Raw genomic sequence first — 1,295 nt, forward strand, 5'->3', positions numbered from 1 at the left:
GTTATAGCGGCCGGGGGGCGCGGCGGACCGGCTCGCCGGGGAGCAGCTCGAACTGCAGGCCGAGCGGGATCCCCGCGTGCGAGCGCTCGGCGCCCGCCAGCAGCGGAGCGAGGGCACTGCGCCACTCCGGAACCGCGTCGACGGCGGACTCGCCGGGGAAGGGACCGGCCAGCGTGCCCTCGCGCTCGCGGCGCAGGGCCTCGACGAGCACGGCCGCCACGTGCTTGCACTCGTGCTTGACGGGACAGCTGCAGGCTCCGCCGAGCAGGCTCCAGTGCTCGCCCTCGTCGCGCAGCTGCACGCTCACCGCGTAGGGCGAGCGACCGGATCCGCGGACCTGGCCGAAGAGACGGGTGCGGCCGCCGAACCACTGCAGCTCGCGCACCCGACCCTCGTCGGCGTAGGCGGTGCCCTTCTCGAAGGCGGCGGCGCCGACCAGCGCCCGGATGTCCTGCTCGGAGAAGGGCTCGTGGCCGATGGCCGCCGGCCCGGGTGCAGCCGACGGCAGCACCTCACCGGGTGGACTCTGGCGGGCCATGGACCTCACGCTCTCCGCACTCCGAAGGAGCGCATCCGTCTATTCAACCCGATCGCCGGGGCACTGCGAGCCGCACGGCCGGATCCGTGGAGGACTCCCGGCCCTGTCTACGATGGAGGGATGCCCCGCCTGTCCGTCGTCTCGGCGCACACCTCGCCCCTCGAGCAGCCCTCGACCGGCGAGGCGGGCGGGATGAACGTGTACCTCGCGGCAGTGCTGCCCGAGCTGGCGGCGCTCGGCTGGGAGATCGAGGTGCTGACGCGCGGCGAGGGCGAGCGGAGGCTCGCGCCGGGCGTGCGGGTGGTCGGCGTGCCCGTGGACGCGGGCGACAAGTACGCGCTCGCCTCGGCCGCTCCCCTGTTCGCGCGGGCGGCCGCCGGAGCCGACGTGGTGCACTCGCACTACTGGGTGTCGGGGCTCGCCGGGATGCTCACCGGCCTGCCGCACGTGCACTCGATGCACTCGAGCTCGCTCGCCAAGAACGCCCGACTCGCTCCGGGCGACTCCCCCGAGCCCGCCGAGCGGATCGATGCGGAGCGCGCGGTGCTCGCCGCGGCCGACGCGATCGTGGTGGCGGGCGCCTCCGAGCGCGAGGACGTGGTCGGCGGCTACGGTGCGGATCCGACGCGCGTGGCGGTCGTGCCGCCGGGCGTCGAGGCGCGCTTCCGACCGTCTGGCGAGCGCTCGGGCGTCGTGCTCATCGGCCGAGTACAACCGCTCAAGGGCCAGCTGCTCGCGGTGCGGGCGCTGGCCGCGG

The 1,295-nt window shown here is 75.1% G+C and carries 2 protein-coding genes; one reads left to right on the forward strand and one right to left on the reverse strand.

Features of this window, described 5'->3' with window-relative positions; genetic code table 11:
• Position 1: 1 nt before the first annotated feature.
• Entirely contained in the window at positions 2 to 538 is a 537-nt protein-coding gene (locus ACH61_RS15475) for an SWIM zinc finger family protein (protein WP_068213768.1), read from the reverse strand.
• 120 nt (positions 539 to 658) lie between these two features.
• On the opposite strand from ACH61_RS15475, the gene ACH61_RS15480 reads away from it, so the two are divergent.
• On the forward strand, positions 659 to 1,295 hold a 637-nt coding region (locus tag ACH61_RS15480), incomplete at its 3' end, for a glycosyltransferase (RefSeq protein WP_153038950.1).

It is taken from the genome of Rathayibacter tanaceti, assembly GCF_001634385.1.
Lineage (GTDB): Bacteria > Actinomycetota > Actinomycetes > Actinomycetales > Microbacteriaceae > Rathayibacter > Rathayibacter tanaceti.